This window comes from Paenibacillus sp. Y916, assembly GCF_056786435.1.
Map to the genome: position 1 here is coordinate 317,856 of NZ_JBXCJA010000003.1, position 25,509 is coordinate 343,364.

Here is a 25,509-nt window from a genome sequence, read left to right on the forward strand (position 1 = left end):
TAATAAATCATTAAGGGATTAGGGGATGGATCCCTTAATCCCTTTGCTTCTTATTGTCCCGGTATTGACCGGGAGTCATGTCTTCTTGCTTGCGGAAGGAACGGATGAAGTTCTGAGAATTGTTGTATCTTAACTTTGCGGCAATATCCTTAATAGGCATATCCGTCGTTGCCAACCATTTCTTCGCCATATTGAACCGATACATGGTGAGATATTCGCTGAATGAATAGTTGGTTTCTTTACGGAATACGCTGCTCAAGTAATTAGCATTATAATGTAGCCTTGAAGCACACTCTTCTAACGTTAGATCCGTATCATAATGATGCTGAACCAGATCGATAATTTTCTCAGAAATGTTATGGTATTGTTCATCTTGTCGATCCATGAAGATTTTAATGATGGGATGAATAACCATGGTCCAGAACCAATCCTCAATCTCAGCTACGATATGAAGGTCAATCAATTCCTCAAATAATGAGCCATTGGCATGATAAATCTGATTTAGACTAATGCCTGATTCTTGCATCACAATCAGTAGATTGTTCAATAGGCGTGTTAGTGGAACTTGATATTCTTGTGGTGAAAGCTCCAAAGAGAAGATGTTTTTAAAAATAAGATGGAGAAGTTCCTTCGCTTTATCTGTCTCCGCCAGTTTGATCGCATCAATTAAGTCGTTCTCAGTATGTACAGGGTAAGTTAAATTCAAATAGTGGTTACCAGAGTTAACGTTCTCATATTGAATGATGATTCCTTTACCGAGTTTAATTCGATGCTTCAATGCTTCTAATCCTTCTTTGTAGGCAATGGCTATTCTATGGAATGAATGGAAGGGAAGACTTAATCCAATGCTCACCCTTAGATCTAGATAGCTATTGACCTCTTGTTGAAGACGTTCAGTCAATGCATAGAGAAAGTGATGGAAGGCCTCTGGATCATCCATAGTGCTCCCAATCAATGTGACGACCGTGTGATCCATAATGACAGGTGCGAGCCGCTGTGAGGTGGGAATCACTTCCTCGATCATGTTATGTGCGGCGAAGAGCAATAAATTTAGATCTCGTTTCTCATAACGGGAATCTTCACCGTAATCGATGGAAAGCGTCACAACAGCCATAGTCTTCCACTCTAGAAGCTGAGTATGGTAACCGAATTGCTCCAGCTCCTCTAATAACTCTCGTTGTTTAATATTTCCCTGGAATGCTCTGATTAAGAAAAAAGTACGGACATGCTGAATATGCTGTTGAACCTCTTTCTCTAATTGAGATTTAGACTGGAATAAGTGGTGGATCTGTTCACCAATCACTTGGAATTCATTCGTGTGTTTTGCTCGAACATCCGTTACACGTTGTCCCATTTGGTTAAGTAATCGTTCGATCGGCGAATACATGCGCCGAGAACCGAGCCAAGCCAGTAGAATAGAAAGAACTAACATGAGAGCACATATATATAAAGTTAGTGTACCAATCGTATTCGATTGTCTCGTCATACTCTCGATGGAAGTAACTGATAAATAAACCCATCCATTAAGTTCTGAATGAAGATATGAGATAGAATGGGCTTTATTATGAATTTTTGCAGTCAATTGCCCAGAAGGTTTCGTCTCGTCCGTCAATAAGGTGAGATTCTCGATTCCACTTTTGCTTAAGGATTGCCCAATCAAGGAACGGTCGGGATGAAGTAGGATGATATTATGCTCATTCGCAATAATAATGCTATCTGATTGACTTGTATCCGAAGTGATGAAATCTTGTAAATCGCAGGCAGGGATATTCGCGATCGCAAGCCCATATTTCTCAAGATCGGCTGTCGGCAATTTTTTAATAAGACTGATGCTATAGTTGCAATCTGTTACACGGGTATTCTCTTCGCTATAGAACCAGATCGATGGATTGATTATCCATGATGTGCTATTGGGGCTACCCATCAATCCAGTCAAGTTATCAACATATTTATACTCATTGAATCGGTATAGACCTGAATTTTTGATCATCCAATTTTGGCGTTTATTGATCAAGATGACATCCTCTAATTTCGTATCAAAGGATTGCATGTTGCGCATCTCATTCCTTAAATCATTATATAATGTGAAATCGTTTACATTTAGTTGTTTAGTTAGAGCATTTTTCAACATAGATGAGTTAACGACTTGATTCAAAGTATGGTTGACAGTCGTTAATTTATGCTCTACATTGGAATTAATTTGAGAGATAAGTTCCATTTTCCCTTTGTTTACATTTTTCTGTATTTCACTGGAGGAGGTGAAATAGGAGAATGAGCCGATAAATATGACAGGAAGAGTGCTCAATACAAAGGTGAACATTGTTAGTTTTCGCAAAAAGCTTAATGACTTCACACGATTCAACACCCATCATGAGGAAATAGATACATCTTAATTTTATAGAGTAGGCAGTGTTAGGACAATAATCATCTACCATGAAGATAATCATTATCTTAGAATTAGAGTTACTTTAGCTTATTATGACGAGATAATTTAGTTTCATCAAGGGAGGATAAGAATGGTTAATACATATCGGAGTAGAAGTACCGCCATTTCGTATCTAATATTTATGATTCTTTCGGTTTTTCTAATTAGCGCATGTTCGAATGAAGGAGGGGGAGCCCGGACATCGGCTAAGAATGATGAGCGTCCGAGCATTTCTATTATGGCGCCACTTCATTTTCCCCATCCACCGACAGATGAGATTATTCAAGAGATTGAGAAGCTAACAGACACAAAGCTCGATATCGGTTGGGTACCAGAGGGCATATATACAGATAAAATGAATACCGCATTAACGACGAACTCCCTAAAAAAGGCCACTTTTGTGAAATTTACAGATTACACCCTAGTGAAGAATGAGATCAGATCTGAAGCCTTTTGGGAAATTGGTCCGTATTTGAAAGACTTTCCTAACCTAAAAGAGCTGAACTCAGTTTTTCTGGAGCAGGCTGCAGTAGATAACAAAATTTATGGATTATACACGGAACGTCCGTCATCAAGGCAAGGAATTATCATTAGAGAGGATTGGTTGGATAACCTTCACCTCAATAAGCCCCAGACGTTAGATGAGCTATATGAGGTTATGAAACAATTCACGTTTAATGATCCAGATCAGAATGGAAGTAATGATACGATTGGCTTGGTTGATCGCAATGATCTAGTATATGGTGTGTTCAAGACACTTAGTTCCTATTTCGGAACACCAAACAATTGGAAAATAGATAATAATCAATTTATTCCTGAATTTGAAACAGTAGAATATAAGAATACAATGAATTTTATGAAGAAATTATACGATGAGAAAATTCTGAATCAGGATTTCGTCTTTACGAGCAAGGAAGTTCAGCGGGATCTACTTATTCGAGGGAAAGCGGGCGTATATATTGGAAGTATGACCGATGTTCAAAGACTATCCAATGAGGTCAAGGCTATTAACCCAGAGGCTAGATTAGGTTTGATTAATCGTATTGAAGGACCAAGTGGATATAAAGTATGGTCTATTCCCAATTATAATGGACTGTATGTCTTTTCTAAAAAGGCGATAAAAACGGAAGTTGAATTGAGAACAATTCTTGGATTTTTTGATCGAACGATGGATAGTGATGTTGTTAATCTGATGATGTATGGTTTCGAGGGGAAACACTATAGTATGAAGGATGACTTAGTTATTCTCCCAGAGGAAACTTCGCAGCTGAGAGTGAAGGAAGTTAATCCTTTGTATACGATGATCATTGCCGGGCTTAGTAATCCTAACATTATGGAGGTCGGTGAGAAAGAATTGATGACAGCTCTTGCAGATGAGTTGAGTGAAGATAATGAACACTTTTTAGTTAATGACCCAACGCTTCAGTTGAGCTCCCAAACGTATGATGAGAGAAATATTGAGCTGACTACGATCATTACGGATGCTACGTATAATTATATCCTTGGCAATTTAACAGTGGATGGATTCCAACAAGAGGTTGAGAGATGGAAGCGTAATGGTGGGAACCTTATAATGCAACAATATCATGAGGATAAAGAACGAACGGAAGCGTTGAAATAGTGATGTACAATCAAATGATCTGAAATCCTCAACAAAGGACGCCGCAAGGCGTCCTTTGTTTGAATATATAAGAATTTATATGTTGTGGAGTAAGCGAGGCTTACCCCTTATTAGAGTGATGAACAATGTTTCGCGCATGAAGGCAGTGAAGGTGCGGCTAGAGTAGATGTAAAAGTACACTTAATAAGCAGGAAAGGTGGAGGTCTTAGAAGATAGTTGTCAAAATTACACTTAAAAATGGCGATAACGCTGAAAAGTGGAATTTCCAGTAATTTAGATGCAGTTTTGCAATTAAAGTTGGCTAAAGAGGAAAAGGGCTGAATTTAGATGTACATATGCAACTATATACCTAGCGAAGATAGGTATATATAACTGAGGTGGGATGAATGATTATCATGATAATCATTTGAACAGATGAGTGTGGGAATGCCTATTTATGACCCTTTATGAGTAAATGATTGTTTTCGTAATCAGATAAGGTGTGTAGTGTGGGACTTGTAAACATTACAAGTTAAATGGAGGTCAAGAGGGTATGAAGAAAAAATCATTTTCCATGTTGCTTACTGCGCTGTTCATGTTCAGTGCCGTATTATCTGCTTGTTCAGGTGGAAACAACGGTGGAACAAATGCTCCAACTGCATCTAACAATGAGGGGACCACCACAGCGGTGGTAGAGAAAGAGCCAGAACCAGAGAAACCGACAGAGATTAAGATCATGCTCCCATTGAACACCTCAGAGGCACCACCAGACACGATAAAGAATGAACTTGAGAAATTAACGAACACGAAACTGACATATCAATTCTTCCCAGCAGACACGTATGAAGAGAAATTGAACTCGTCATTTGCCACCGGATCCTTACCACAAGTAACCTATCTGAAGAATCAGACGACATTCATTCAGATGAAAGAAGCAATCAAAGACGGACAATTCTGGGAAATAGGTCCTTATTTAAGCGAATTCCCGAACTTGAACAAATTAAAACCTGAAATACTTAATAACACCAAGGTGGATGATAAGTTATACACACTGTATATCGGTAGACCGCTTGCGCGTCAAGGAATTATCTATCGTAAAGACTGGGCAGATAAACTTGGACTCAGTGCACCGGCCAATGTAGATGAATTGTTCGAAATGGCGAAAGCGTTCACAGAGCAAGATCCAGATGGTAATGGTCAGAAGGATACGACGGGTATTGTTGATCGGAATGAATTGATCTATGGTGCTTTCAAAACAGTATCAGCATGGTTCGGAACACCAAACACATGGGGTGAGATAGACGGTCAACTAGCACCGGAATTTACGTTCTCTCAGTATATCGACACGATGGACTTCTTCAAGAAGATACGTGAATCCGGTTACATGAATCAGGATTTCGCGGCGACTAGTAAAACAGATGCTGTGAATATGTTCAAAAGTGGTAAAGCGGGTCTCTATATCGGAGGATCCATGCAAGATATTGATTCACTTAACAAGGACTTAGTTAAGAACTTTCCGGATGCTGTTCTGGATACGCATAGTATGGTTGCAGGTCCGGACGGAAACTTCGCTCAATGGATGATTCCAGGTTATAACAACGTGGTCTTGTTTCCGAAAGATGCAGTGAAGGATGAGGCAGAGCTCAAAAAGATACTAGCGTTCTTTGACAAAATGATGACTCCTGAAGTTTCTAATATGATGTTCTGGGGAATTGAAGGCGTACACTATACTGTTGAGGATGGTAAAGCTAAACCAGCAGATGATAAAGAACTGATCGAACGTGAAGTGAAAGGCTTCAAAGATAGCGTCATCGGTGAATCAGAAACAAATGGTATGTATGAAAGCTTGAACCTTCTTCCGGGTAGAATTCATGCAGAAGAATTAGTACTTGCGAATGTTAAGGTGGGTGTGCCAGATCCAACAGCTGCTCTAGATTCAGCTACCTTTACGGAAAAAGGAGTTGAACTTCAGCAGATTATTACGGATGCAACATACAAGTATATGTATGGACAGCTTGACAAGGCTGGTTTTGAAAAAGAGGTTGAGAGCTGGAAGAGCCGTGGCGGGGCACAAATTATTGAAGAGTATAACGCTGTATATAAGAAATAGTAATCTAGCTTGAATGGATGACTGTAAGGTAGAACAGAAGAGGCTGTTGATGGATTTCAACAGCCTCGTTCATTATTGAAAAGTCAACGTTTGGACTACCACTAATAGATATATTAAGTTTGGATTATGATGGAGAAAGGAAGAGTATCATGCAGGAAGTGGCCGTTCAACCCAGCAATGCTCCTGAACCGCAACGTGTGAGTGGTAAGAGCAGTAGTGAGCTCAAAAAGCGTCTGTGGAGAAATAAATGGCTCTATGTCATGGTTACACCAGGAATACTGTATTTTATTATCTTTAAATATTTTCCGATGTACGGATTAATTATTTCATTTCAGGATTACAAACCCTATAAAGGAATTATGGGTAGTGATTGGGTGGGGATGAAGCATTTCAATCGGTTATTTACAGAGCCAGATTTCTTGAATATTTTGATGAATACCCTTATTTTATTCGGATTGAACATTCTTATATATTTTCCGATACCTATTATACTTGCTCTCATGTTGAATGAACTTAGAGGTACCTTTTTCAAAAGATTCTTTCAGACACTCGTCTATTTACCCCATTTCATGTCATGGGTTATCGTCGTCTCGATCTCGTTCGTTATGGTAACGATGGATGGAGGAATTATCAACGAACTACTTGTTTTTTTTGGATTTGAAAAGGTAAACTTTCTACTTAATCCAGGCTGGTTCAGGCCAATGTATATCATTCAGGTGATCTGGAGAGAAGCAGGTTGGGGGACGATCATTTATCTAGCCTCTATTGCGGCAATAGACCCTGGGCTCTATGAAGCAGCGCGTATGGATGGTGCCGGTCGGATGAGACAAATCTGGCATATTACACTACCTTCCATTAGAGGTGTCATTATCACATTGTTTATTTTGAAAATTGGTTCCGTACTCGATCTTGGATTTGAACATGTGTATCTACTGCTTAATTCCATGAACCGAGAAGTTGCTGAAATTATAGATACGTATGTATATACCGCTGGTTTGAGACAAGGCCAGTTCAGTTATAGTACTGCTATCGGATTTTTTAAATCGATTATTGGGTTGATTATGGTCATGTCGGTCAATAAAATATCCAAAAAAATGGGAGAAGAAGGCGTCTATTGATATGTCGTGGGAGGAATTGAAATGGTAGAAGATAGATCATTCAGCGGCAAACTCTTTGCTGCGATAAACTTTACGTTGCTAGCCATTATTGCTTTAGTTACGGTGCTTCCATTCATGCACGTTGTAGCAGGCTCCTTCACAACAAGTGCGGAGATGGCGGCCAATAAATTTGTTCTCATTCCAAAAGTATGGAGTCTAGAAGCTTACAAGTTTATTTTCTCTACGAATACGATTTTTAAAGCGATGGGAGTTTCAATTGGGGTTACGGCCATAGGTACACTGTTCAGTATGTTTGTGACTGCTCTTATGGCATATGGTCTTTCCAGAAGGGATTTGGATGGACGTACAGTCATTAACTTCCTGGTTGTGTTTACGATGCTGTTCCATGGTGGGATGATCCCAACATTTCTAGTCGTGAAGGAATTGGGGCTCATCGATTCCTATGCAGCACTTATTCTACCGTCAGCGATCAGTGCATTTAATATGATTATTCTCAAAAACTTTTTCCGTAATATTCCTGAGGGGTTAGAGGAATCAGCTAAAATTGATGGGTGTAGCGACTTCGGCATATTTTTCAGAATAGTATTACCTTTATCTTTGCCAGCGATTGCAACCATCTCTTTGTTCTATGCTGTAACCTATTGGAATACGTACATGACGGCGATTCTATATTTGGATGATAGTGCTAAATGGCCTATACAGGTACTATTAAGACAAATTGTTGTTCTTGCTAGCGGTATGGATTATAGCTCGACATTGGACGCATCAGTTCCACCACCAGATCAAACGATTAAAATGGCTGTTATTGTTGTAGCAACGCTACCTATTCTGATGGTGTATCCGTTCTTGCAGAAGCACTTTGCTAAAGGAGCTATGTTGGGATCGATGAAAGGCTAAGAAAGAGAGCTAAGATAGGGATATATCCATTAGAGAGGAAGTTTGAAATGACTAGTAGTATACCGAGAACGCCGATTGAATGGGCGAAGAAGGCTTGCGATTCTTTAATGAATACTTACGAAGCTAGGGAGCTTCCTCCTGCGCATCGATGGCATTACCATCAAGGGGTATTTCTATGTGGAATGGAACTCTTGTGGGAATCCGTTCAAGAAGATCGCTATATTGATTATATTCAACAATACGTGGACGATCTCGTGGATGAATACGGAAACTTATATTTCGCTCGAGACGAGCTCGATGCTGTTCAGGCAGGGCTTCTGCTCTTTCAACTTCATGAGCGGACAGGTAACCCCAAATATCGCATTGCGGCTACGAAGCTGAGAAGCTTGTTGCATACCCTTAACTTAACGGCGGAGGGTGGCTTCTGGCACAAGGATAAGTATCCTAACCAAATGTGGTTGGATGGGCTTTATATGGCTGGGGTATTCTCTTTGAAGTATGCGAATGTATATGGAGAAGTGGGCCTGCGCGAGACCGTATTGCATCAGGAGCGGTTGATGCGTAAATACATGAAAGATGACGCAACAGGCTTGCTGTATCATGCATGGGATGAAAGTCGTCGTATGCCTTGGGCTAACCCCGAAACAGGTTGCTCCCCTGAATTCTGGGGTAGATCATTGGGGTGGTATGGTCTCGCATTATCACAATTTCTAGATCATTTGCCTGAGAGTGATCCGGGATACACAGAGCTATCATTGGAATTGGGGGAATTCGTAGAAGCGATAGTTCGTTATCAAGATCAGGACAGTGGATTGTGGTATCAAGTTGTTGATAAAGGTCATCTTGCTGATAATTGGCTAGAGACCTCCGGTAGTTGCCTATTCGTATACACGATTGCTAAGGCTGTGAAGCATGGCATTGTAGGTAAGGAATACTTGGAAGCAGCTAAGAAAGGTTATGAAGGATTAATTCAAGTATTGGAGTGGGACGAGAATGGCGGAATCATTCTGCCCGATATTTGTATTGGTACTTCGGCAGGAGATTATGAGAACTATGTGACTCGTCCTACAAGTAAGAATGATCTACATGGGGTGGGCGCGTTCGTTATGGCGTGCGTAGAGATGCAATCCTTGATCGTAAGTGATACGGTTTAGCTTTAGTACTGGAAGGCTGACCTTTTGAACTCGCACACATAAGAAACGGTAGTGCTGTCCCGGGAAGAGGATGGCGCTGCCGTTTATTTTTTGCTTTCTAAAAAGTATAAGTTATTGGAAGACTTCCTGGATGGCTGAAGGTAATGGAGGTAATGGAGGTAGGGAAGGAGAGAATTAGCTGTAAAAATACAGTTAATAATGGCGATAACGCTGAAAAGTAGAGTTTCCAGTCATTTAGATGTACTCCGTGCAACTAAAGTTAGCTTCAGAGGGATTTAGTTGAATTTAGATGTACTTATTGCAGCTAGAAGTGAATGGTGAAGGCGGCAGTGGATTATAGGTATGTTGTCGCTGTTGTAGTTATTGTTGCTTATACCTGCTATTCTGCTGTCGTCAACGATATATATAGCTGTCTAAAGTTTAAAGAATAATATATCATGTTTTTAGAGATGATGGAGGGTCAAGACCATCAGAAATTAACTAAAGGATGATAGATATGACAGTGAAGAGTTTTCTGAGTCTAGTCGAAATTAGGACGAAGCTCGCAAGTATGATCCCTTTTTTCCTAGGGAGTGTCTATGTAGTGTTCCGATTCGAAGAATTTCAAATAGCGAATTTCATATTAATGTTCGTATCATTGCTCACATTCGATATGTTTACAACAGCGATGAATAATTATTATGATTTTAAAAAAGCACAAAAAAAAGAAGGCTACGGTTACCAAGAGCATAATGCGATTGTGAAGTTTGGGTTGAAAGAGTTAACAGTAGTAGCAATGATTATTACCCTCTTTATAACGGCTGTGGGTACGGGGATGTGGTTAGTGTTTAATACGGGGGTCGTTGTTTTCCTTGTAGGAGGCTTGTCATTCTGCGTGGGGATATTATATTCGTTCGGCCCGATTCCTATTTCTAGAATGCCACTAGGAGAGTTATTCTCTGGATTGTTTATGGGATTTGTTATTATTTTTGTGTCCATATTTATTCATGTGGGAGATCAGTTGATATTGTTGACTTTCGACCAACAATTTATGGACGTTCATATTAATATACTAGAATTGTTATTGATTTTCCTTATTTCAATACCAGCTATCCTGGGCATCTCCAATATTATGCTAGCTAACAACATATGTGACATGGATGAGGATGTTGAGAATAAAAGATACACCCTTCCGGTGTACATCGGCAAAGACTATGCTTTAATTCTGTTTCGTTGGATCTACTATGCTTCCTTCTTAGATCTGATCGTGTTGCTCTTCTTGAAGGTGAATCCAGTTATCGTTCTCCTTATTCTCCTCACATTGATACCTGTAAAGAAGAACATAGCCACATTTATGAATAAACAAACGAAACAGCATACTTTCGGATTGGCTGTTCAGAATTTTCTTATTACGAATATGGCGCGTATTCTTGTCTTCAGTGTGGCAGTTGTGATGGCGCTGTAACCCGTTCTTTTCATAATAAATAGGAAGTATATCATTCTGTAGAAATATGAGGTCACTAGTATTACTTGATACTCTAATTCTTATATTTCGGCTATGCCGTCCTTAAAAAGGACGGCATAGCCGTTTCTGCTTGGTGATAGGGAGCAATAGCAACTTAGATATTTCCGCGGGTAAATGCCTTGTCAGCAGGAACATATTCATAGCCTAAATCCCGAGCGACAGCTTGATGAGTGATGCAGCCATTAATGACATTAGCACCACTTGCAATGGAAGGATGATGAATGCAGAGTTCCCGAATATCTTGATTTGCAAGTAGCAATGCGAACGGCATCGTGGCATTTGTTAGCGCAATCGTGGATGTTTGAGGTACAGCACCGGGCATGTTAGCAACAGCATAATGAATCACACCATGTTTGACATAGGTTGGATTGTCATGAGTGGTTATATGATCAATCGTCTCCACAATTCCACCTTGATCGATGGCAACATCTACAATAACTGATCCTGTGGCCATCGATTTCACCATTTGTTCAGTCACTAACTTAGGTGCCTTCGCACCTGGAATAAGAACTGCCCCAATGAGTAGATCCGCATCTGCTACAGACTGGGCAATGTTAGATGAGTTGGATACTAACGTCGTAATTTGGTTGCCGAATATGTCATCCAACTGGCGTAACCTGCCTACACTCAGGTCCAGTAGGGTAACATCTGCACCGAGCCCAATGGCAATCTTGGCTGCGTTGGTTCCAACGATACCACCACCAATAATCGTTACTTTCCCACGTCTAACCCCAGGGACGCCAGATAATAGTATACCTTTACCTCCCCGATGCCTTTCCAGAAGTTGTGCACCAATCTGAACAGCCATACGTCCAGCTACTTCACTCATAGGAGTTAGTAAGGGGAGGCTACCTTCTGCAGTAACAGTCTCATAGGCGATAGCAGTTGCCCCGGAGCTTATCAAAGCTTGGGCAAGTGCAGGCTCATTAGCTAGGTGAAGATATGTGAAAAGAAGAAGGTCCTTGCGGAGATAGCCGTACTCATCTGAGACAGGCTCTTTAACTTTCATAATTAGATCAGATTGATCCCACAGATCTTTAGCTTCTTCTACGATGATAGCGCCAGCAGCGGCGTATTCATGATCAGGGAAGCCACTCTCCACGCCAGCAGATCGCTCTACATATACGGTATGTCCATGCTGCAGGAATTCTGTTACGCCTGCGGGTGTAAGGGCTACTCGATTTTCATTTTTCTTAATTTCTTTGGGGATTCCAATTCTCACAACAGATCACCTCTTAGGTTTTATCATTATAGTGTACAAGGAAATGAAAGTTTAATCACCCCTAGAAATGATAGAAACGATTGATGGAAATTTTTAATTGACCAGCTATCAATATATTCGTATAATTGTAATTATATAGTAGATGATACTAAAATAGTGTCGGCGGTTAGAATGATCCTTTTTGTGATAGGGGTGATGGAATGAGTTCTGCAACTACGATTCGAGCGGAGATTATTAATTATCTGGAAGGTAATGGACATACATATAGTAGTTTTGGGCAGAGTTCAGGGATCAATAAGGGTGTGATTAGCGCCATTCTTAACAATAATCCGCCTAAGCCTATTTCCGTGCGGCAGATCGATTTAATTACAAAAGGGCTGGGTTATGCTGAAGGAGAGCTATATGACTTGTATGTGGAAGAATGCTTCTTCAATGAGAAGCCGAATGGTAGAAGGATTAGTGCATTTCTCATTCGCTGTGCAGAGATAGGTAAAGAGGACTGCATTGCGGAGGTATTATCTAGGTTGATGGAGAACCTGATCTATGTAACGTTGATATTCTCCATAGCTGAGAAATTATATATGAGTGGGATGGAGAAGGAATCCATTATATTCTACCAATGCGTAGCTGAGCATGAGAAGTATCAGCATTCTGAGAGATTAGCGATTAGCCAGTATCGCATATTTAGAGCTTCACTCGGGCTTGATTCGGAACATAATATGGAGGCCACGCTTCAGTTTGTTTCATATCGCAAGAGACTACCGGAGAATTATCACTTGGATGCATTGTATCAGCTAATGAACATCTACTACACGATGGGAAAGTATGAGAGAGTAGAGCAGTATGCAGATGAATTGATTATTCTCTCTAACATTGTATTAGAAAACGAGAAGCATAGAAGGTTAGGTAGGAGATCTTATGAGCCGTTAGTGACCGAGAAGCCAATATTCGTCTATTACGCTTATGGTTATTTAATGAAGGGATCAGCGTTAGAATCACTAGAACGCTACGAAGAAGCGATGAAGTATGTTGCTGTATATGCGGATTTAAGCTGGATAGAAGGACTAGATCAAGAAGGTCTCTTAATAGTAGAGCAATACCGTATGTGGGCAATAGCTAACACGTATTCATTAGAGATTCTTATGGGAAATGTGGATATTCTTCCTGGTTACACCCAGATTCTGAAAGATAATCCGAAGGAGATACTTACCGGTCTTCTAACCATTATGAGATCGGCGAACCGACATGGCTTTTCCGTAGATGACATTCTAGAGTTGTTTAGTGATGTTTTTCAAGAATACCAGAAAGATCCCTTCTCCAATATTAATAATGGATACTCGGATGTCATTAACAGGGTAAGTTTTGCGAATCTATGTTTTGAGATTGCCAAATACCAATTTAGTAATAAGAGATACAGAGAAGGAATGCGAAATACTTTACAAAGTCTAACAATTAATGCTAAAATAAATAAAAAAGGCGAAATTATAGATTCTATGTCATTATTTGAGCGGTATAGAAGTTTCGCTTCTGTAGAAGAACTAGGAGAGTATGATCAGATTATAAAAGGAGGATACAATTATGAAGGAAATAGTAGCTTCGTTAATTCTAGTTATTAGCTTAAGCAGCTTCATTCTGATTGGACAACCTATTGATTCTAATATTGTGAAACCATTAGCACATGGTATTGGCTCTTAATAATCGATACTATTTACAATTTAGTGATTTCTTAAATCCCTTTGGGAAGTCTTCCAAAGGGATTTTTTGATGCGCCAGCATGAATATTTTATATGACCTGTTTAACTTACATCAATAAGGGTAAATAGAAATAATAGTAATAACAATAAATCAATAATTTGGTAACCTATAGTAATCTATTAGAAAGATAGGAGGGGAGTATAATGGACATAAGAACCGTTTATAGATTAATAGAATGTAGGCGGACAGAATTAAATACATTAGCTAATGTCTACGGCATTGGAGATCAGCGAGTACTTGAGAAGTCGGTCCGACTTGATCGTATTCTGAATGTATACATTCGGAAGAAGGGATCCCAAGAGAGGATAAGACAGCAGTTTAATATAATGCAGAATAGAAAGATAGACACAAGCACTGGGCATGCACAAGAAGGGATCTGTCATTAATCTCGATTTGGTCATTGTATAACGGCATCGTCTCCATATACTCACAGAAACGAAACCGTCTTTGGCATGTCTATTTGGTCTTACTATGCTGTTTGTTAGGTAATTTATTACTAGGGGCTCCTTTTCCCTGATGCTCCTTATTGCGCTCATCCTTGGCTTGCGTATCATGTAACTTCTTAACAAACTCATGCGTGTTATCCATCTGCTCCACCCTCCTTAGTTGTACTCCGCGTAGTATTTCCTAGAACAGCCTATTTTATGATGATTGAGTGATTACAGCTAGTAGTATTTTCGGATCAAAGGACACTACGCATGTACAGGATCACTGTACTCCAATAACCGGAGTCGACGTTACTTATTTGTACACCCGGCTCTCCCCAAGTATGAATGAACTTTCCATCTCCAATATAGATTCCTACATGGCCAGGAATTGCGTTGCTCTCGAATCGGTCGGGAACGGTGAAGAATATTAAATCCCCCGCCTTCAGGTTATTTCGGCTGACGTTAACCCCTTCTTTACCTTGAGTTCTGGCAAGTCTAGGCAAATCGATACTAAATTTTTTGAATACGTGTTGGGTATAGGAGGAGCAATCAAAGGTCTTCGATTGTGCATATGGCTCAGCTCCAAATTCATAAGGGACACCTAAGAACTTTTTGGCAAAAGATATCAATTCGTTCGTATTGATGGATGTGCTGGCCATCCGTATAGATTTCTCTTGGATTTGACCCGTTGGGGGTGCCTGAGTATCATGGAGCGGTGAGATCTCCACCCTATGTTGTAGTTGATTCCAATTCACTGGCGTGAGGAGTAAACGTGAAACGGAATCAAGAGTCATATAGGGCTGTCCCTTCCAACGAATGGGAGCTTCTTGTAACAGCGTGGATGATCCCAAGGAAAGAGCTTGCTTCTGTCCCGGATAAACCTCATACATAGGATCGGTGTAGCCTATTTGAACCAAATTCTCAGAATCCTTCATACGAAGTCCGAGTGACTGCACAACGGACTGTAATGGCACCCAGGTCGTTCCTAAAGTATCAATGTATAGATCCTGATCTGTGAAATGAGTGGGTTTATCCGCAGCTTGGGTATGATCTTTCTTCGGATTATTACAGGAGATACATGTGCTTAAGGTGATACAGGTTATTAATAGCATAAGTAGGTGACGGATTACTTTAGTTTGTTGCAACATCGAGGTACACTCCAATACGAATATAGTTTAGTTGAGATCGCTTTATGTATGATGTGTAATGTAGATTCATTTTATGAGGTTCAATTTTAAATATCATTTTTGGTTTGACAATTCCTAGTAAAGCAGTATAATTAAAAATAACATTATCAATGATAATGAATATCATTATCGTCAAAAGACATTAACCCCTTGTAATGAAGGGAAGAGTAAGGAACTGATATGAAGAAAAGATATTTGGTCATAGCACTAGTTGTTTTTTCATTTATTTCGATATTTATCGGAGTGAAAGACATCTCTCCATTGGATATCTTTCACTTAACAGATCAACAATATCAAACGCTAATTGTGAGTCGTATTCCACGTCTAGTCAGCATTATTATAGCTGGAATGAGTATGAGCATCGTGGGATTAATTATGCAACAGTTAACACGTAATAAATTCGTATCGCCAACGACGGCGGGAACGATGGATTCAGCGAGATTCGGAATCCTTGTTGCGATGATGGTATTTCCCAATGTTACATCGTTGCAGAAGATGTTCGTCGCATTCATTTTTGCACTTATAGGTACCTTTATCTTTATGAGAATTTTAGACAAGGTGAAATATAAGGATGCCATTTTCATTCCGCTGGTAGGGATTATGTTCGGGAATGTCGTCGGTTCAATCACAACATTCTTTGCCTATAAGAACGATCTCATTCAGAATATGGCTTCATGGCTGCAAGGAGACTTTTCAGTCATCTTGAAAGGACGATATGAGATGCTATATATTAGCATTCCGCTCGTCATTATCGCGTACATATTTGCGAATCGGTTCACTATTGCTGGTATGGGTGAAGAATTCGCTAAGAACTTAGGCTTGAACTATAAGCAAGTCGTAAATATTGGGCTGGTCATTGTAGCAGCGGTGTCCTCTATCGTGATTTTAACGGTCGGAATGATTCCCTTCCTAGGACTCGTTGTTCCGAATATTGTGACGATCTATCAGGGGGATAATCTCAAGAAGAGCCTCTCACATACCGCATTATTAGGAGCTGTATTTCTACTGTTCTGTGACATTCTAGGACGACTTATTATATATCCTTATGAAATTTCAATTGGTCTCACTGTGGGCGTGTTAGGAAGCGGGATATTTATCTACTTACTTATTAGAAGAAAGGCATATGCATAATGAAGGTTAAGCTTAGTATTTTATTCGTTATCGTGTTAGCACTTATTGCTTTATTTCTTTTGTATGATGTGGGTGGTCACTGGGATTATGTTCTTCCAAGGAGAAGTAAGAAGGTTCTAGCTATGATTCTTACAGGGAGCGCCATTGCATTCTCTACGATTGTGTTCCAGACCATTACGAACAATCGTATATTGACACCTAGTATTCTAGGATTAGATTCACTATATATGTTGTTTCAGACCTTTATTATTTATGCTTTTGGATCTACACATTTAACAGCGATGGATCGAAATGTTAATTTCTTGATTTCTGTTGCGTTAATGATTGGATTCTCAGGTGTATTTTACAAAATTCTTTTTCGCAAAGAAGGTCAGAGCAATATCTACTTTTTGTTATTAATCGGGATGATCTTAGGGACGTTCTTTGGTAGCGTATCTTCATTTATGGAGGTTCTTATTGACCCTAATGAGTTCTTGATGTTGCAGGATAAGATGTTCGCAAGCTTCAACAATGTGAATACGGACTTGTTAATCATATCGATTATTGGGATTGCTGGAGTGAGTGTTTACTTTTTGAGATTCGTTAAGTACCTTGATGTCATCTCATTAGGAAGAGATCAGGCTGTCAATCTAGGTGTGAATTACGATTATGTTGTCAAAAGATTACTCGTGGTCGTAGCCATCTTGATGTCTATTGCAACAGCCTTAGTCGGGCCAATTACTTTTCTAGGACTTCTGGTTGCCAATGTAGCTCATCAATTCCTCAAAACATATAAACATAAATATTTAATCTTTGGCTCCATTCTAATTAGTATCATTGCATTAATCGGAGGACAGTTCATTGTAGAGAAGGTATTTACATTCTCCACCACACTAAGTGTCATTATTAACTTTGTTGGAGGGGCGTACTTTATATATCTTCTGCTAAAGGAGAATAAGTCGTGATAGAGGTAAGAAATGTATCTAAGAAATATGATGGTAATCCTGTTGTTGATGAAGTTTCAGTTCAGATTCCCAAGGGGGCTATTACTTCCTTTATCGGGCCAAACGGTGCAGGGAAAAGTACGCTGCTATCGATGATCAGTCGGCTCATTACGATGGATCAAGGGAATGTGATGATTGATGGACAGGATATTAGCAAAATTAAGAGTAGTGATCTAGCTAAGCAAATTTCCATTCTGAAACAGTCAAATCACATTAATATTCGCTTGACCATTAAGGAGCTCGTGAGCTTCGGGAGATTCCCTTATTCTAAAGGGAAGTTGACCGCCGAAGATTGGAAGTATGTGAATGAGGCAATCGAGTATATGGATCTGGGGGATATTCAAGATAAATACTTAGATCAATTGAGTGGTGGGCAGAACCAACGAGCTTATATTGCCATGGTCATTGCACAGAATACGGATTATATTCTGCTTGATGAACCGTTGAATAATTTAGATATGAAGCATTCTGTGCAGATTATGAAGGTGTTAAGACGAATGGTCGTAGAACTGGGTAAAACGGTCATTATCGTCATTCATGATATTAACTTCGCCTCTGTCTATTCCGATTATATCGTTGCCCTTAAGAATGGACGAATCATTAAAGAGGGTGCTACAGCTGACATTATCGATTCAGGCGTCCTTAAAGATGTGTATGGAATGGATATCCATATTGAGAACATCATGTGTAATAAGATATGTGTTTATTTTGCTTAATGATTGACCCGTAACCTTAGGGAATTATGATGTGACATACCATATGTATAGGCGCCAGTATGGTATTAGCGTCAATGATTTTAATAGCATCACCAAAAAAAGTCTAGGAGTGATTGGATTGAAGAAAAGTGTACTCATGATCATAATGACTGTCATGTTAGCTGTACTAGTGGCTGCATGCGGCAACAATACGAACAAAGAAGCAAGTAACGGAAACGCTGGAACTGCAACGAACACAACAAACGCAGCAGCACCTACAGAGCTCGTCGAGAGCAAAGAATTAACGATTACGCATCAATTGGGTACAACACCAGTAAAGACGAATCCTGAGAAAGTAGTTGTGTTTGACTTCGGTATTCTAGATTCGCTAGATAAGCTGGGTGTTGAAGTGACGGGTGTACCGCAAGCGAACATACCTCCATACCTTGCGAAATACGAAGATGCTAAATATGCTAACGTTGGTAGCTTGAAAGAGCCTGATTTCGAAAAAATTAATGCACTTGGTCCTGATCTTATCATCATCTCGGGAAGACAAAGTGAAGCTTACGATGAGTTATCAAAGATTGCTCCAACGATTTTCTTAGGAGTAGACAATACGAAATTAGTAGAGTCTTTCAAAGAAAATATGAATACACTAGGCCAAATCTTTGATAAACAAGCTCAAATTGATGAGGAAGTAGCTCAGATTGAGGCATCAATTAAAAACATTCATGATAAAGCAACGGCAAATGGCAAGAATGGACTTATCGTGCTTGCTAACGAAGGTAAACTGAGTGCCTATGGTGCCGGTTCAAGATTTGGAATTATTCATGATGTGCTAGGATTTGCACCTGTAGACGCTACTGTTAAAGTATCTACACATGGAGATAAAATTGCTCCTGAGTTTATTGCGGAGAAGAATCCAGACTATCTATTTGTTGTAGATCGTAGCAGTGTAGTAGCTGCTGATGGTGCAGAGTCAGTATCTGCTAAGGATACCATTGAGAATGAATTGGTAAAGAATACGAACGCGTTCAAAGAAGGACATATCGTCTATCTAGATCCGAACTACTGGTACCTATCTGGTGGTGGGCTTGTATCTATGGCAGAGATGATCAACGAAATCGGTGCAGCGATCCAATAAGGAACGCGAATACCGTTCTCCATCCCGTGTAATCTTCTCTAAGAAGAAGACGTTATTATCGTTAATAGCTTATTTCGCAAAAACTGCCGAGATCATGATCTCGGCAGTTTTTGCTATCATATGACCTCTTATACCAAGGACGCAGATCCTCTTCCTACGATAACTAAGTGAACAGAAGTATGCTTACCATGTCAATTAAGCTTCTTGGAATACTTCGTGATCAAAAGATGACTTTTAGAGTAACCCTAGTAAAAACGACCTATGCAAATGAGTGAGCGGGTGAATAGGATGTACAGAAGAAATCGAACAGGAAGGGGAAGCGAATGGGAACAATAACAAGTAAATGGACGAAGACCAATGCGCTACTGGGAAACAGAGAGATTAAGCGTTATATTCCTCAGACTCGTAGATTAACGAGGGAAAGTTTATCGAACATGCTCGCTACGTATGGGATGGTGTACATTAAGCCAGAAAAGGGTATGCATGGAAATGGAGTTATTCGTGCTGAGATGCTTAGGGAGGGAATAGGCTCATTTCAATATCAGTTGGGCACCCGTTCGAATAACTTCAAGGATTATGATACCTTCTATCAATCTTTGCGGAAGATCACGAAGAAGAAGAGCTATTTAGTACAGATGGGTATCCATCTATTGAAGTATCAGAAGCGTAGATTTGACATTCGAGTCATGGTACAGTTAAGTCCAAAAGGGATGTGGGAGACGACGGGCATCATTGGTAGAGTAGCGCATCCTGGAAAAATAGTAACGAACTATCATAGTGGTGGTAAACTAGTAGCTATTGAGAAGCTGTTAGCACCTTATTTAACAGTGAATGAGCAGAAATCTCAAATTGAAAAAATGAGTGTGTTAGGCGTTATGATTGCTAAAAAGCTGAGACAAAGGCAACCTAATATTCATCAAATTGGTGTGGATGTGGGGCTTGATCTGTCTATGAAGCCATGGATTATAGAGGTGAACACGAGCCCTAATCCATATATATTTAACAAGCTTACAGATAAATCAATGTATCGAAAAGTAATGAAGTATAGACGTCTGCATCGCTAGTTCAGCCTAGATTCATGAACACCTATCGTGCTCGCGTACAATCAAGAGGGTATATCTAGCCAACTGTAATGGCTTTGGTATATCCTCTTGATTTGATGACTTTCTAAATGATATACAATTGTTGGTATTTAAGATATATTAGACGTGTCATTTGGAAATAGGGAAGAGGAGGAAGAATGAATGAGTAACAGTGGAATCCGCAGCATTACGGTTAATCAGATTGGCTATGTGACAAATAGTGAGAAGATAGCTTTATTCAAAGGACGTGGAGGGACTTACCGGGTTGTAAATGATCACACGAAGGAGGTCGTCTTTCAGGGTGAGACCGAAGGTCAAATGAAGGATGAGGCTAGTGGAGTCACCGTTTATTCTGGAAAGTTCTCAGATATAGTAAAGACTGGGCAGTACCATATTGAACAGGAGGGAAGAGAACCATCAGCATCCTTCTTGATTTCGGATCGCCCATATCATCAGCTTCATAAGGGCCTCTTGAAAGCGTTCTATTACTATCGTTGTGGTGTAGATTTAGTAGAGGAATTTGCAGGACCTTGGAAGCATAAAGCTTGTCATTTAACGAAGGTTAAAGTCTATGGTCAACCGGATATCTTGCTACATAGTAATGGTGGTTGGCATGATGCTGGTGATTATGGGAAGTATGCAGGGCCAGGTGCTAAAGCAGTTGCTGATTTGCTACTGGCTTACGAGTTATATCCCAATGCATTTAGCGAGCCTGTTCCACTCCCGGAAAGTGATAACGAAACGCCGGATGTACTACATGAGTGTCGTGTTGAATTGGAATGGTTATTCACAATGCAAGACACTACAACAGGTGGCGTATTCCATAAGCTGACGACATTACAGTTTCCTTCTTTAGATGTCATGCCTGAGGATGATACGGCTGAGTTGTATTTCTCGCCAATCTCGGCAACTGCGACAGGTTGCTTCGCCGCAGTGATGGCTATGGCTTCTCGTATTTATATGCCATTTGATTCAGAGTTTGCTGTATCTTGCATGAAAGCGGCAATGGCCGCTTGGAAATGGCTGGGGCAGAACCCAGACGTACCTGGCTTCAAGAATCCATCGGAGATTACGACTGGTGAATACGGTGATGAGCAGGACCTAGACGAGCGTTTTTGGGCTGCTGCAGAATTGTTCCGCTCAACGGGTGACGAGTCCTACCATCGTGTATTTCAGTCATTATCCAAGAAATCTTTCTCTAAGACCAGTCTGGGTTGGGCCGACATGGGTGGCTATGGTACGATTGCATACTTATTGCAAGGAGAGGAGCAAGTAACGGACCCATTGTACAATGAGTTGAAGAAGGATTGGCTACAAGAAGCAGAACGCCTTGTCCATCAGAGCGAACAGGATGGTTATAACATATCACTACGAACTGAAGATTATATATGGGGAAGCAACATGCTAGTCATGAACAATGCTATGCACCTACTCATTGCCTATCATATACATGAGAATCCTAAGTTTGAGTCATGTGCATTGGATCATCTTCATTATCTCATGGGCCGTAACGTGCTAGATACAAGCTATGTCACAGGATTTGGAGATCGATCTGTTATGAATCCCCACCACCGACCATCTGTAGGGGATGATGTGGTTAATCCAGTACCTGGCATGGTTATTGGAGGTCCGGATCGAGGGCTTCACGATGATTATGTGAGAGAACATTTACTGGGCATGCCTGCCGCGCAGTGTTATGCAGATCATGAGGATAGCTACTCTACTAATGAAGTGACGATCTATTGGAATTCTCCAGCATTATTCTTGGTTTCTCACTTTAACTGTAAATGAAGGACTGAAATAAATAAATGAAGCAAGAAATGAGTATGTCATCCTATAAGTAAGGACGGCATACTTATTCTTGCGAGAAATGTATAAATGAAGTATCGGGTAATGCAAATATTTTATTTATAATAAAAGGATATTTATAGCATGTATAGAAATGTTATACTATACAAGTATATTTACTTAGAGAGGAGTGATTGTAATTGGAGCAATTAGGTGAACCCATCATCTCCGTTCGTAATCTAACGATGAGCTATGGAAACAAGATGATTCTACGCTATATCAACTTAGATGTATTTAAAGGACAGATTATAGGATATATTGGACCCAACGGCGCAGGAAAGAGTACAACGGTGAAGATATTGTTAGGACTCATAGAAGGATATATGGGAGAAGTGAAGATCTTTGGTAAAGATATATCAGATGGAAATGTTGAGTATAAGAGAAAGATCGGATATGTACCCGAAGTCGCTGATATTTATGATAGCCTCACAGCACAAGAGTATCTAACGTTTATCGGACAACTATATGGATTGGAATATAATAAAGCAGATCATAAAGCACAACAGTTGATGACCAATTTCGAGTTGAAATCGATGTACCGTACGCGCATCTCCTCCTTCTCCAAAGGGATGAAGCAGAAGGTGCTGTTGATTTCAAGCATGATACATAATCCTGATATTTTGTTCTTGGACGAGCCACTCAGCGGACTAGATGCCAATAGCGTCATGGTTGTGAAGGAGATATTAGCTTGTTTAGCCGCTCAAGGGAAGACGATATTCTATTCCTCACACATCATGGATGTGGTGGAGAAGATCAGCAATCGAATTATTCTACTAGATGACGGAAAGATTATAGCAGATGGAAGCTTTCATGAGCTGCAGGAACAATCCAAGGAAGGATCACTGGAGCAAATATTCAATCAACTTACTGGATTTCACGACCATAAGGATGTCGCAGAACGAATGGTCTCCATTGTACAAGAGGTGTAAACTATGGAAGATTTCAAATCGTTGAAGGTATTAGATCGGTTTCGTGTGATTTTCGAGAAAATGGGTATTCATTATATGATTATGAGAAGAATACTTCATATCAAATTGACGATGGATGGCAGAAGAGTACCTACTATTAGTGGAAATGTAGCATCCCTTCAGGATGAGGAAGAAGGGAAGAATAAGTTTTTGAGATCCTTGTGGTTGTACCTCTTATTGGGTGTAGTAGCCTTAGCGCCCATGGTAATGATGGGGGACAACTTTATATTTCAAATGAGTATCGTATTTGGGGCGCTGATGTTTATGGTGCTGACCTCCCTGATATCTGACTTCTCATCGGTACTCTTAGATATTCGTGATATCAATATACTGGACTCGAAACCAGTGAATGCAAGGACCATTCATGCTGCTAAGATTATGCATGTGTGTATATATCTATTCTTCGTTACAAGTTCTCTTGCTGTTGCTCCACTTATTGGCGGTACCATCCGGCATGGAGTTGTCTTTCTAATTCTCTTCCTCATCGCGCTGGTATTCATAGATATATTTATTGTGGTATTAACGGCACTATTGTACCTTGTTGTACTTCAGTTTTTTGACGGAGAAAAGTTGAAGGATATGATTAACTATGTGCAAATTGGTTTAACTCTAACCATGGCCATTGGATATCAATTCATTTCACGATTATTTCATATTGTAGATTTTAATTATGTGTTTGATGGAAAGTGGTGGCAGTATTTTATTGTACCTGTATGGTTCGCTGCACCATTTGAACTGTTTATTCATAGTGATCATAGCAAGACTATTCTGATCTTTTCTCTTATAGCCGTGCTGGTGCCAATAGTAGCTGTCTACATATATGTTAGGTATATGCCTACATTTGAGAGGAATTTACAGAAACTCATGAACAATAGCGGGACGAAGAAAGGGGGAACTCGCACCAGAGGGGCGGGAATATCAAGATGGTTGTGTTCGATTCATGAAGAAAGAATATTCTTCCGATTTACCACAGACATGATAAGAAATGACCGGAATTTCAAGTTGAAAATATACCCATCTTTGGGTCTTTCTCTAGTACTTCCATTTATATTTCTATTTAATTTTGTACAGTTTCAGGAATGGGATAATATATCTTCTAGTAAAAGTTATTTGCTGATGTATGCCGCGGCTTTATTTATTCCAACGGTTATCATAATGATGAAATTCTCAGAAAGCTATAAGGGAGCCTGGATATATAGGATGATGCCTATCCCAAATCTATCTCCTATATTTAAAGGAAGTCTTAAAGCCATCTTAGTGAAGTTGTTCTTACCGTTATTTATATTAATAAGCATCCTGTTTATAGTGATATTTGGACTAAGAATACTACCTGACTTGGTGGTATTTCTATTGAGTATATGTATTTACACTGTCATTTCGTTTCTTATATTAAGAAAGGCACTACCCTTCTCGGAACCTTATCGGGTTGCGAGAGGAGCCGAAACCATGAGATTGTTTCTACTGATGGCTATTCTTGCTATTCTTGCAGGTGCTCATCTCTTGAGTACCTTAGTGAGTTATGGCGTATATATGTATATGATCCTCCTAATAATGTTGAATTTTCTTAGCTGGAGTCGAGCTTTTAGAACCACTTGGGATAACGTAACTAGATCGTCACTAGATTAAGTGAGGAAGAAACAGGGGTAAATCCCTCCTTCCACCTTTTGATTATATTTGAAAGAAGTAGTACATTTAGATAGATACTAGTTAGGAGGTTCGGGATATAATGTATTACGAAGACAGTGAGAATTTGACTATCATGACATACACACTTAACAGTGGCATTAAAGGGACTGTTCCTTTATCGAATAAACAGATTCAAGAATGGATGGAAAGTTACAGATCAAATACGAAATTTATTACAGCGATTGGCAAAGAGTTCTTTGGCCTTAATCCAGATCTAGTTGCAGACTTTAAGGTGCAGAATCGATTCTCCAACTACGTGGAGATAATTAGACCTATATCGATAGGTGATCAAGAGAAGAATGATGAACTCTCGCAAGCCTATGAAGAGAATCTTGTATTCTTCAAGGTGGACTGCAAATGTGGGACGACATATACAACCTATTCGCAATACTATACGACGAAGTGGTTTTGCTCGAAGTGTAAAGAGATTGTATTTATGGATAAGAAGAAAGGTAAGGTTCCCACAGACAAAGGTGAGGCCTGGTACATGACGAATAAGTATTTTGTAGATCGGGAATCATAGAAATACATTGCGACAATACACAAGGAACAGCTACGACGAAAGATCCGGT

The 25,509-nt window shown here is 39.8% G+C and carries 21 protein-coding genes; 17 read left to right on the forward strand and 4 right to left on the reverse strand.

Going from position 1 to position 25,509, the window contains the following annotated elements:
- Positions 1-34: 34 nt before the first annotated feature.
- On the reverse strand, positions 35-2,335 hold the full coding sequence (locus tag AC1TO9_RS09500; RefSeq protein ID WP_482058999.1) for a helix-turn-helix domain-containing protein: 2,301 nt from the start codon (positions 2,333-2,335) through the stop codon (positions 35-37).
- Between the two features lie 181 nt (positions 2,336-2,516).
- Between AC1TO9_RS09500 and AC1TO9_RS09505 the strand changes: the two genes are divergently transcribed.
- The 6 genes from AC1TO9_RS09505 to AC1TO9_RS09530 all read left to right on the forward strand — a co-directional run bounded on the left by AC1TO9_RS09505 (position 2,517) and on the right by AC1TO9_RS09530 (position 10,748).
- A complete protein-coding gene (locus tag AC1TO9_RS09505) occupies positions 2,517-4,046 on the forward strand; it encodes an extracellular solute-binding protein (RefSeq protein ID WP_482059000.1) in 1,530 nt (509 codons plus the stop codon).
- 532 nt (positions 4,047-4,578) lie between these two features.
- Positions 4,579-6,135, forward strand: a complete 1,557-nt coding sequence (locus AC1TO9_RS09510; protein WP_482055918.1) for an extracellular solute-binding protein — start codon at positions 4,579-4,581, stop codon at positions 6,133-6,135.
- A gap of 149 nt (positions 6,136-6,284) precedes the next feature.
- Positions 6,285-7,253 (forward strand): ABC transporter permease, encoded by a 969-nt coding sequence (locus AC1TO9_RS09515; RefSeq protein ID WP_482059001.1) that lies wholly within the window; start codon positions 6,285-6,287, stop codon positions 7,251-7,253.
- A 21-nt stretch (positions 7,254-7,274) separates the two neighbouring features.
- On the forward strand, positions 7,275-8,150 hold the full coding sequence (locus tag AC1TO9_RS09520; RefSeq protein ID WP_482055920.1) for a carbohydrate ABC transporter permease: 876 nt from the start codon (positions 7,275-7,277) through the stop codon (positions 8,148-8,150).
- 47 nt (positions 8,151-8,197) lie between these two features.
- Positions 8,198-9,304 (forward strand): glycoside hydrolase family 88/105 protein, encoded by a 1,107-nt coding sequence (locus AC1TO9_RS09525; RefSeq protein ID WP_482059002.1) that lies wholly within the window; start codon positions 8,198-8,200, stop codon positions 9,302-9,304.
- Positions 9,305-9,800: 496 nt separating this feature from the next.
- The gene (locus AC1TO9_RS09530) at positions 9,801-10,748 is read left to right on the forward strand and encodes a 1,4-dihydroxy-2-naphthoate polyprenyltransferase (RefSeq protein ID WP_482059003.1); all 948 of its coding nucleotides are present in this window, start codon (positions 9,801-9,803) and stop codon (positions 10,746-10,748) included.
- Between the two features lie 154 nt (positions 10,749-10,902).
- Here the strand turns inward: AC1TO9_RS09530 and ald are convergent, their stop codons facing one another.
- Positions 10,903-12,030 (reverse strand): alanine dehydrogenase, encoded by a 1,128-nt coding sequence (ald, locus tag AC1TO9_RS09535; protein ID WP_482059004.1) that lies wholly within the window; start codon positions 12,028-12,030, stop codon positions 10,903-10,905.
- A gap of 200 nt (positions 12,031-12,230) precedes the next feature.
- Between ald and AC1TO9_RS09540 the strand changes: the two genes are divergently transcribed.
- Positions 12,231-13,646 carry a DNA-binding protein gene (locus tag AC1TO9_RS09540; RefSeq protein ID WP_482059005.1) on the forward strand — a complete coding sequence of 472 codons (1,416 nt, stop codon included), beginning with the start codon at positions 12,231-12,233 and terminating at the stop codon, positions 13,644-13,646.
- A 282-nt stretch (positions 13,647-13,928) separates the two neighbouring features.
- Entirely contained in the window at positions 13,929-14,171 is a 243-nt protein-coding gene (locus tag AC1TO9_RS09545) for a Spo0E family sporulation regulatory protein-aspartic acid phosphatase (protein WP_482055926.1), read from the forward strand.
- A 70-nt stretch (positions 14,172-14,241) separates the two neighbouring features.
- On the opposite strand, the gene AC1TO9_RS09550 is transcribed toward AC1TO9_RS09545, so the two are convergent.
- Together AC1TO9_RS09550 and AC1TO9_RS09555 are read right to left on the reverse strand one after the other, a co-directional pair.
- Positions 14,242-14,373, reverse strand: a complete 132-nt coding sequence (locus AC1TO9_RS09550) for a DUF4023 domain-containing protein (protein ID WP_482055927.1) — start codon at positions 14,371-14,373, stop codon at positions 14,242-14,244.
- Between the two features lie 94 nt (positions 14,374-14,467).
- Entirely contained in the window at positions 14,468-15,361 is an 894-nt protein-coding gene (locus tag AC1TO9_RS09555; protein WP_482059006.1) for a C40 family peptidase, read from the reverse strand.
- A gap of 219 nt (positions 15,362-15,580) precedes the next feature.
- Here AC1TO9_RS09555 and AC1TO9_RS09560 point away from each other — a divergent pair, with 219 nt between their 5' ends.
- From AC1TO9_RS09560 to AC1TO9_RS09600, 9 genes are all read left to right on the forward strand, one after another.
- Positions 15,581-16,531, forward strand: coding sequence for an ABC transporter permease (locus tag AC1TO9_RS09560; RefSeq protein WP_482059007.1), 951 nt, complete (start codon positions 15,581-15,583; stop codon positions 16,529-16,531).
- Positions 16,531-17,475 carry an iron chelate uptake ABC transporter family permease subunit gene (locus AC1TO9_RS09565; RefSeq protein WP_482059008.1) on the forward strand — a complete coding sequence of 315 codons (945 nt, stop codon included), beginning with the start codon at positions 16,531-16,533 and terminating at the stop codon, positions 17,473-17,475. Before AC1TO9_RS09560 ends, AC1TO9_RS09565 begins: the two co-directional genes overlap by 1 nt.
- Positions 17,472-18,230, forward strand: coding sequence for an iron ABC transporter ATP-binding protein (locus AC1TO9_RS09570; RefSeq protein ID WP_482055931.1), 759 nt, complete (start codon positions 17,472-17,474; stop codon positions 18,228-18,230). Before AC1TO9_RS09565 ends, AC1TO9_RS09570 begins: the two co-directional genes overlap by 4 nt.
- Before the next feature lie 118 nt (positions 18,231-18,348).
- Entirely contained in the window at positions 18,349-19,353 is a 1,005-nt protein-coding gene (locus AC1TO9_RS09575; protein WP_482059009.1) for a siderophore ABC transporter substrate-binding protein, read from the forward strand.
- A gap of 323 nt (positions 19,354-19,676) precedes the next feature.
- Positions 19,677-20,417, forward strand: coding sequence for a YheC/YheD family protein (locus AC1TO9_RS09580; RefSeq protein ID WP_482059010.1), 741 nt, complete (start codon positions 19,677-19,679; stop codon positions 20,415-20,417).
- A gap of 180 nt (positions 20,418-20,597) precedes the next feature.
- A complete protein-coding gene (locus tag AC1TO9_RS09585) occupies positions 20,598-22,226 on the forward strand; it encodes a glycoside hydrolase family 9 protein (RefSeq protein WP_482059011.1) in 1,629 nt (542 codons plus the stop codon).
- Positions 22,227-22,468: 242 nt separating this feature from the next.
- Positions 22,469-23,212, forward strand: a complete 744-nt coding sequence (locus AC1TO9_RS09590) for an ABC transporter ATP-binding protein (RefSeq protein WP_482055967.1) — start codon at positions 22,469-22,471, stop codon at positions 23,210-23,212.
- A 3-nt stretch (positions 23,213-23,215) separates the two neighbouring features.
- Complete coding sequence (locus AC1TO9_RS09595; RefSeq protein WP_482059012.1) at positions 23,216-24,877, forward strand: hypothetical protein; 1,662 nt, start codon at positions 23,216-23,218, stop codon at positions 24,875-24,877.
- Positions 24,878-24,977: 100 nt separating this feature from the next.
- Complete coding sequence (locus AC1TO9_RS09600) at positions 24,978-25,460, forward strand: hypothetical protein (protein WP_482055936.1); 483 nt, start codon at positions 24,978-24,980, stop codon at positions 25,458-25,460.
- Positions 25,461-25,509 lie beyond the last annotated feature (49 nt).

Excerpts from the sequence above, each read along its gene's own strand:
- AC1TO9_RS09505 (WP_482059000.1), top strand. The coding sequence starts at position 2,517 with ATGGTTAATACATATCGGAGTAGAAGTACCGCCATTTCGTATCTAATA.
- AC1TO9_RS09510 (WP_482055918.1), top strand. The coding sequence starts at position 4,579 with ATGAAGAAAAAATCATTTTCCATGTTGCTTACTGCGCTGTTCATGTTC.
- AC1TO9_RS09515 (WP_482059001.1), top strand. The coding sequence starts at position 6,285 with ATGCAGGAAGTGGCCGTTCAACCCAGCAATGCTCCTGAACCGCAACGT.
- AC1TO9_RS09520 (WP_482055920.1), top strand. The coding sequence starts at position 7,275 with ATGGTAGAAGATAGATCATTCAGCGGCAAACTCTTTGCTGCGATAAAC.
- AC1TO9_RS09525 (WP_482059002.1), top strand. The coding sequence starts at position 8,198 with ATGACTAGTAGTATACCGAGAACGCCGATTGAATGGGCGAAGAAGGCT.
- AC1TO9_RS09530 (WP_482059003.1), top strand. The coding sequence starts at position 9,801 with ATGACAGTGAAGAGTTTTCTGAGTCTAGTCGAAATTAGGACGAAGCTC.
- AC1TO9_RS09540 (WP_482059005.1), top strand. The coding sequence starts at position 12,231 with ATGAGTTCTGCAACTACGATTCGAGCGGAGATTATTAATTATCTGGAA.
- AC1TO9_RS09545 (WP_482055926.1), top strand. The coding sequence starts at position 13,929 with ATGGACATAAGAACCGTTTATAGATTAATAGAATGTAGGCGGACAGAA.
- AC1TO9_RS09550 (WP_482055927.1), bottom strand. The coding sequence starts at position 14,373 with ATGGATAACACGCATGAGTTTGTTAAGAAGTTACATGATACGCAAGCC.
- AC1TO9_RS09555 (WP_482059006.1), bottom strand. The coding sequence starts at position 15,361 with ATGTTGCAACAAACTAAAGTAATCCGTCACCTACTTATGCTATTAATA.
- AC1TO9_RS09560 (WP_482059007.1), top strand. The coding sequence starts at position 15,581 with ATGAAGAAAAGATATTTGGTCATAGCACTAGTTGTTTTTTCATTTATT.
- AC1TO9_RS09565 (WP_482059008.1), top strand. The coding sequence starts at position 16,531 with ATGAAGGTTAAGCTTAGTATTTTATTCGTTATCGTGTTAGCACTTATT.
- AC1TO9_RS09580 (WP_482059010.1), top strand. The coding sequence starts at position 19,677 with ATGGGAACAATAACAAGTAAATGGACGAAGACCAATGCGCTACTGGGA.
- AC1TO9_RS09585 (WP_482059011.1), top strand. The coding sequence starts at position 20,598 with ATGAGTAACAGTGGAATCCGCAGCATTACGGTTAATCAGATTGGCTAT.
- AC1TO9_RS09590 (WP_482055967.1), top strand. The coding sequence starts at position 22,469 with ATGAGCTATGGAAACAAGATGATTCTACGCTATATCAACTTAGATGTA.
- AC1TO9_RS09595 (WP_482059012.1), top strand. The coding sequence starts at position 23,216 with ATGGAAGATTTCAAATCGTTGAAGGTATTAGATCGGTTTCGTGTGATT.
- AC1TO9_RS09600 (WP_482055936.1), top strand. The coding sequence starts at position 24,978 with ATGTATTACGAAGACAGTGAGAATTTGACTATCATGACATACACACTT.